General features: G+C 46.4%; 5 protein-coding genes. 4 read left to right on the top strand and 1 reads right to left on the bottom strand.

The genetic code is table 11. The features are described 5' to 3' along the window. Positions 1-82 precede the first annotated feature (82 nt). From AC0QH1_RS07800 to AC0QH1_RS07815, 4 genes are read left to right on the top strand one after another with little or no spacing between them, the layout of a single operon-like run. A complete protein-coding gene (locus tag AC0QH1_RS07800; RefSeq protein WP_324630461.1) occupies positions 83-4,381 on the top strand; it encodes a CHAT domain-containing protein in 4,299 nt (1,432 codons plus the stop codon). Between the two features lie 33 nt (positions 4,382-4,414). Further along, entirely contained in the window at positions 4,415-4,765 is a 351-nt protein-coding gene (locus tag AC0QH1_RS07805) for a hypothetical protein (protein WP_324630462.1), read from the top strand. Between the two features lie 45 nt (positions 4,766-4,810). Beyond that, positions 4,811-5,041 (top strand): hypothetical protein, encoded by a 231-nt coding sequence (locus AC0QH1_RS07810; protein ID WP_324630463.1) that lies wholly within the window; start codon positions 4,811-4,813, stop codon positions 5,039-5,041. After that, complete coding sequence (locus AC0QH1_RS07815) at positions 5,038-6,624, top strand: hypothetical protein (RefSeq protein ID WP_324630464.1); 1,587 nt, start codon at positions 5,038-5,040, stop codon at positions 6,622-6,624. The genes AC0QH1_RS07810 and AC0QH1_RS07815 overlap by 4 nt, the downstream gene beginning before the upstream one ends. Positions 6,625-6,710: 86 nt before the next feature. Here AC0QH1_RS07815 and AC0QH1_RS07820 read toward each other — a convergent pair whose 3' ends face one another. Continuing rightward, complete coding sequence (locus tag AC0QH1_RS07820; RefSeq protein ID WP_442957295.1) at positions 6,711-6,785, bottom strand: DUF4058 family protein; 75 nt, start codon at positions 6,783-6,785, stop codon at positions 6,711-6,713. Positions 6,786-6,994: the final 209 nt, after the last annotated feature.

Below are 6,994 nucleotides of genomic sequence, written 5' to 3' on the forward strand. Positions count from 1 at the left end.
CAAAAATTTAACAAAAAAACCGGGTTGCTCAGTGGCGGGGATGGGGTAAAATAGCTGTACTGTCCTGACCTAGTGCGCCGCTATGGATGAACAACGATCGCAGGCTTATTTATCCCTGATTCAAGAACTCCTGGAATGTCCCAGTGGGGAGGAACCGCAAATCCTGGAAGCTCATCTGGAGTTGCTGGACGAGGGGTTTGTGCAGGTGTGCCAGTTGGTGGCGGCACAGTTGCAGGAGGAGGGACAAGACAAACGGGCGCAGTTTTTGCGGAATGTGGCGCAACAGGTGGGGGCGTTTTTGAGAAACAAAGAAAGCCAAACTCAACTCTACGGTGAAACCTATTCCGATGGCTTTCCGAAGAATCCCCAAGAGGCTGTGCGGCTAAGTGAAGGGCTTTCTGAGATTGAAAAACAAGAGTGGTATGAGTGGATAGAAACCGCTACACCGGAGCAAAAAGCGGAGTTGGTGGATATTCTGCATTCGATGTGGTTGCAAAGTCAAGGACAGGTGCAGGAGGTGGAGACGTTTTTGCGTCGAGAGGGAACCGAGGAGAATCAGCAAAGAGATGAACAACGAGTGCAGGCTTATTTGTGGCTGATTCAAGAACTTCTCGCCTGCCCCAAGGGTGAGGAGAATGATGTCCTCACTCGTCGTCAGTATTTGGTCGATGAGGGGTTTGTACAGGTGTGCGCGGAGGAAGCGGCACGACTACAGACAGAGGGGCGAGAGAATGAGGCGCAGTTTTTGCGAAATGTGGCGCAGGGGATAGGGGAATATCTCAACCGTCAGACATCGGGAGAATCGATGGTTGAGAGTCAAGCTAACGGTAACGAGACAGAGCAAGAATATCTCAATTTTTTGATGCAGGTGTTAGGGAGGATTGTAGAGAGTGATAGTAATCCCTCGATGATTTATCCTTTACTACAACAAAACCTAGACAAACTAGATTTGAACTTTGCTGAGACACTGCAAAAATGGGCAGTTCAAATTTTCAATGAAGTTGAGTCCAATAAAGCATCTGTAATCGCATTAGTAATTAGCGAATTGGCAAATTCAATTCAAAATTTTCCGCTAGGCAATCGAGACGATAATTTAGAAATTGCTATCACCGCATACAAAATAGCATTGACAGTCCTGAATCGCCAAACTTTACCTGAAGAGTTGGCGCAGACAAAAATGAAGTTAGGGGTGGCATACTTTAGTACGATAGGAGATCGGGAGAAAAATATTGAATATGCTATCACTCATTTGAAAGCAGCTTTAGAAATTCACACTCGTGATAGATACCCTGAAGAATGGGCAAGGACTTTAATGATGTTAGCTCTTGTTTATGGGCAACGTATTCGAGGTAATAAAGCGGAAAACATAGAGCAACGAATAGTTTGCTACGAAGCAGCTTTGCAAATTTACACCTATCAGCGTTTCCCGAAAGAATGGGCATTGATTCATCAAGATTTAGCTCACGCATATTCTAATCGAGTTCAAGGAGAAGCTGGCACAAATGTAGAAAAAGCTATTGTTGGTTATCAAGCAGCCTTGCAAGTTTATACCTATGAACTTTTTCCTGAAGAATGGGCTGAAACACAAATGCGTTTGGGGTTGGTTTATGCTAGTCGTTTACAAGGAGACAAATCTGCAAACTTAGAAATAGCGATTAATCACTTTCAAGCAGCGCTAACAGTTTACACTGTTACGCAATCCCCAGAAAAATGGGCTAAAGTACAAGCGGCTTTAGGGTCTGCTTACTCTCACTCTCAGTGTATTCGAGGAAATAAATCTGAAAACTTAGAACAAGCTATTGCTTGTTATGAGGAATCTTTAACAGTAAATACTTTGAAAAATTTTCCCTATGGTTGGGGAATGCTTCAGAAAAATTTGGGCAATGCCTATAATGATCGAGTACAAGGAGATAAATCGTCAAATCAACAAAAGGCAATAACTTATTATCACTCGGCATTACAAATCTATACTCGTGAAACATTTCCCGAAGAATGGGCTGATACACAGATGAGCTTGGGGTGGGTTTACTACTCTCTCATTCGAGGTGATTTATTAGAAAATCTGGAGCGAGCTATTGCTTATTTTGAAGCTGCATTACAAGTTTATGTGCAACCAAACTTTTATGATGAGTGGGCAGATGCACAAAGGGGGCTGGGAACTGTTTATGTGAGTCGTATTCGAGGGAATAAGGCAGAGAATCTGGAAAAGGCTATTGCTTTTTGCGAAGCCGCATTACAAGTCTATACTCGTGAAACATTTCCTGAAAACTGGAGACTAACACAAATGAGTTTGGGAAATGCCTACTCGATTCGTATTGGAGGAAATAAGGCAGAGAATTTGGAAAAGGCTATTACTTTTTACGAAGCTGCATTACAAGTCTATACCCGTGAGACTTATTCATGGGCAATAACACAAATGAGTTTGGGAAATGTCTACTCTCTTCGTATTCAAGGAAATAAGGCAGAGAATATGGAAAAAGCTATTACTTTTTGCGAAGCTGCATTACAAGTCTATACCCGTGAAGGCTTTCCTTACGAATCGGCAAATACTCAAGTTAGCTTGGGGGAAACCTATCGTAACCGCATTCGTGGAGAGCGAGCCGAGAACTTGGAGAGGGCAATCTATCTATATCAAGAAGCACTCAGAGTCCTTACCCGTTTTTCTTTTCCCCAAGATCATGCCGGAACCCTTAATAGATTAGGACTCGCCTACCAAGAGCAATCCCGCTACTACAGCAACGACACCGCCAAAAAACAAACTGCTCTCCAAAATGCCTACACAGTTGTTGAACAGGCACTTGATACCGTTGAATACTTGCGAGGAGAAATCACCTCCGGTGATGAATCCAAACGTAAACTCAATGAGGAATGGGCTGGACTCTATTTCAGCATGGTGGAAGTGTGCCTAGAGTTAGGCAGATACACCGAAGCCATTGAATATGCAGACCGCAGTAAAGCCCGCAACCTGACCGAACTGATCGCCACCCGTGACGCATACCCAGGGGGAGACATTCCCGCCGAAGTCCGCCAACGCTTGCAACAACTCCGTCAAGCGATTTCTGAAGAAGACCGCCGCCTCAAACAAGACCCCAACCCGGACTACGCCCACATCAGCCAACTGCGGGAAGAATTCCAAGCCAAATATCCCTATAAACCGTTGAAATTCACGGATATTCAATCTCTCCTAGACGATGAAACCGTGATTCTGGAATGGTATGTCCTGGATAAAAAATTCCTCACCTTCACCCTGACTAACCAAACCCTTAAGCTCTGGACATCTTCCGAGGAAGACCGACAAAACCTCATCGACTGGACAGTTGCCTATATCGACGACTATCGCCTTAACAACAGCCAATGGCGAGATAGCCTCCTCCAACGCCTAGAAACCCTGGCCCAAATCCTGCACCTAGATGAAATCCTGCACAACCTGCGGCAAAATTTCCCCAACTGTAAAAAACTCATCCTTATCCCTCACCGTTTCCTGCACCTGTTCCCCCTCCATGCCTTACCCGTTACCACAGGAGCGGGTGAGGGCCTCCTACAAGACCTCTTCCCCAAGGGAGTTGCCTACGCCCCCAACTGCCAAGTCCTGCAACAAGCCCAAAACCGACAACGCCCTGACTTTAACGAACTCTTCGCCATTCAAAACCCCACCCAAGACCTCGACTTCACCGATATGGAAGTCGAAGCCATCCAATCCCTGTTTAACCCCCACCAAGTCCTCAAACATGACCAAGCCGAAAAAGCCGCCCTTGATGGGGAAACCCTGAAAAACGCCCACTGTACCCACTTCTCCTGTCACGGCTACTTCAACTTTGAAGATGCCCTCAAATCCGCCCTCATCCTGGCTAAAAGCGAATTTACGCCCCCTCCCCCAACGGATGACCCCAGCCGCTATCTCCCCCTAGAAGACAACAAACTCCTCGACCTGCAAAAATGTCTGACCTTAGAGGATATCTTACGCCTTGACCTGACCAATTGCCGTCTCGTCACCCTCTCCGCCTGCGAAACCGGTATCACGGACTTCACCTCCACCAGTGATGAATATATCGGCCTCCCCAGTGGCTTCATTTTGGCGGGGTCTCCCAATGTGGTCAGTACCCTATGGGCGGTGGCGGATATCTCCACGGCGATTTTTATGATTCAGTTTTATCAAACTCTCCAGCAGTCTGACCTGTCGGTGGTTCTGGCATTGCGTCAGACTCAGAAATGGCTGCGAGAAGCGACGGTGCAAGATTTGTTAGACTGGACCGATAGCTGTGCCGCGATTAGCCCAGAACGACGGGAGGAAATGGAAGATATGATAGATTCCTTTCCTCTTGACTATAAGCCCTTTGAATCTCCCTACTATTGGGCGGCATTTTGTGCCATTGGACAGTAAGATTTGAGAAGTTTTTAACAGGAGTGATGAGCCATGACCCCCGAACAACGAATTGCTGCTTTCTGGGAAATTTGGGAAACCAACCCCGATAATATTTGGGAAACATCAGGAGCCATCCAAGGATTACCGACCCTCCGCGAGAGTTTAGTAGCTGGTCAAAATCAGTCAGATGCTGAAGTAGCAGCTGCAATAAAACAATGGTGTCGCTCTTATCCTAAGTTGACTCAAAAATTGATGGATAAAGTGGGGGAACGAAAGCTGAGAGGGGCGAATAATGCGGGTCCCAAGACCGACGATCGCGCGGTGGTCAATCAATATCCTGAGATTACCGAAATTCTCCGAAACCGGGTTCCGAGAATGGGGACAAAAGAGGATAAATCTTGACGGTTTTCATAGCAACTTCAAACCACTAAATCAGGAATTTTACAAATGTCATCCCAAGCAATTCAAGACTTAGTAACCCTAGTTGAATCGTTGCCCGATACAGCTCAAATCCAAGTGATTGAACATTTGCGAGACTATATCGCCAATTTACAGGATGAACAACGGTGGGATACCGCGTTTAATCGGACTCAATCTGCCTTAGTCACTGCGGCTCGTCAAGCCAAACAACAACGCGCTGCTGGACAGGCGACTCCCATGAATTATAATCAGTTATGATAAAAATTTTCGCCCCCAACCTCTATTTATGTGCGTATCATCTCCGCAAGGATACCACCCAGGGAGAAACACACCCCCTCTGGGAAAACTGCGATCGCCTCCTCTCCCACTTCACCCCCAAACAACTCAGTCCCCAACTCCATCTCGGGGAACATCGCATCCTTCTCCCCCCACCCCAAACGGAGATTGACTTCAACCTCAGCCACGAGTCTAACCTCGAAGGCTTTATCCAACCCGTCCAACTTCAAGATAGCTATGGTGTCTTTTTCAACATTGGCTATGACGAAGAAAACGACCAAACCGAAGACGTTAACCTAGAGAGTTTACAGCAGTTTAATCCCCAGAATAGTCTCCACTTTCCCTTCAGTAGCTGTTTCCTGGGAGAAACCCTAATCCTAACCGTTTGGTTAACCCGTAAAACCCGACAACAAGACCTCACTTATCTCAGACAACTCGCCAATAGTTGCTATCAACACCTATTCAACTGTTCCGACCCCCCATTATCTCGTCGGGGGGAGTTATTTGGGAGTTCTATTTTTGAATATGGGAATCCCCGAGAACCCGCTAAATCTCCCCAAGTTCTCATCTGGCTATTTCGCGATGAAATTGCCGACCAAACCCTGCAAAACTGCTTTTTAGATATCTTTGACCTCTTCTTTTACCGCCACAAAGTCGTCAAAGCCTTTTACGACAGCCGCCACACCTATGAGAAACTCAAGCAATACTACGATAGCTTAGACCCCACCTTAGACGATATCCAATCTCAACTCGATCGCGCCGAACCCAATCCCCAAGACTCCACCTATCTCCAAGACTTTAAGACTCAGTTAAAAAAACTCTCCACCGACTCCCTCAGCTACGATCGCATCCTGCGAAAAATGAAAGATTTATTAACGACAATTTATATAAATCGTAACAATTACAACAGCAAAATTGAGCGCATCTGTGCTATCCTAGAAACTGATAAGGAAGAACTATCTTTTTTGCGCTATTTCGGAGAAGAAACCGCGCCGCAATTCCAGAAACAAATCGAATCAGATTTAAGGTATTTTGACCAGGGAACCGGGTTAATCCGTCAGGCGATCGCCTCCATTCGTGCCATCGTGGAAATCGACCAAGCCCAATGCGATCGCACCTGGCAGCGTTGGAGAGAGAGCGAACAAGAACGACAACAAGAACTCCAGAAAAAAGCAGAAGAAAAAGCCAAAGCGGAACAAGAACGACAACAAGAACTCCAGAAAAAAGCAGAAGAAAAAGCCAAAGCGGAACAGGAACGTCAAGAACAAGCCAACCAGAAATTACAAGACCAAATCCAAGCCGTTGGGGTAGGAATTGCAGCCGGGGCGATTGTCGCCTCCACCTCCGGATTAGCCAAGGAACCCTGGCAATTCCCCAGTAGCGATCGCTTCTGGCTACCCCCCCACCCATTTGCGATCGCATTGCTGGCGAGTGCATTCTGTTCTTGGGGCGCTTGGTGGATTGCCAAGAAACTGATTCAAAAAGGGCGAAAAGAGGGATTGACAAGCGGACAAAACTGTGGTAATGAAACTGACAGAAGGGACAGAAAAACTGAGCTAAAATAGTGCTGCAATCTATCCCAGGTTAGAGATGAGTTTAAACCAGAATGGGGAATCGAGGAAACGGATCCGGGCGATCGCGATTGCCGGTTTTATCGATTGTGAACTGAGAGCCAAATTTCGGGATTTTCTAAGTACGGATCCATTCCAGGAAAGGGAGAAGGCATGGTTTTATCTCCTATAGAACAGTGAGTTAGAATTGAGGGAAAATGTTGGGGGTGGGCGCAGGATTTTACTGGCGCGATCGCGTTCTCCCCGGCGTGGCTAGAATTGAAACCAGGGCGCGCCAATTTAAACCCCTCCCGATGGTTTAATTTTATGAAATTTACGCCAAACTGACAACCTACAGAAAAACAAGGTAAAATCCGACTCGCAA

Source organism: Phormidium sp. CCY1219, assembly GCF_055795085.1.

Excerpts from the sequence above, each read along its gene's own strand:
- AC0QH1_RS07810 (WP_324630463.1), top strand. The coding sequence starts at position 4,811 with ATGTCATCCCAAGCAATTCAAGACTTAGTAACCCTAGTTGAATCGTTG.
- AC0QH1_RS07805 (WP_324630462.1), top strand. The coding sequence starts at position 4,415 with ATGACCCCCGAACAACGAATTGCTGCTTTCTGGGAAATTTGGGAAACC.
- AC0QH1_RS07800 (WP_324630461.1), top strand. The coding sequence starts at position 83 with ATGGATGAACAACGATCGCAGGCTTATTTATCCCTGATTCAAGAACTC.
- AC0QH1_RS07815 (WP_324630464.1), top strand. The coding sequence starts at position 5,038 with ATGATAAAAATTTTCGCCCCCAACCTCTATTTATGTGCGTATCATCTC.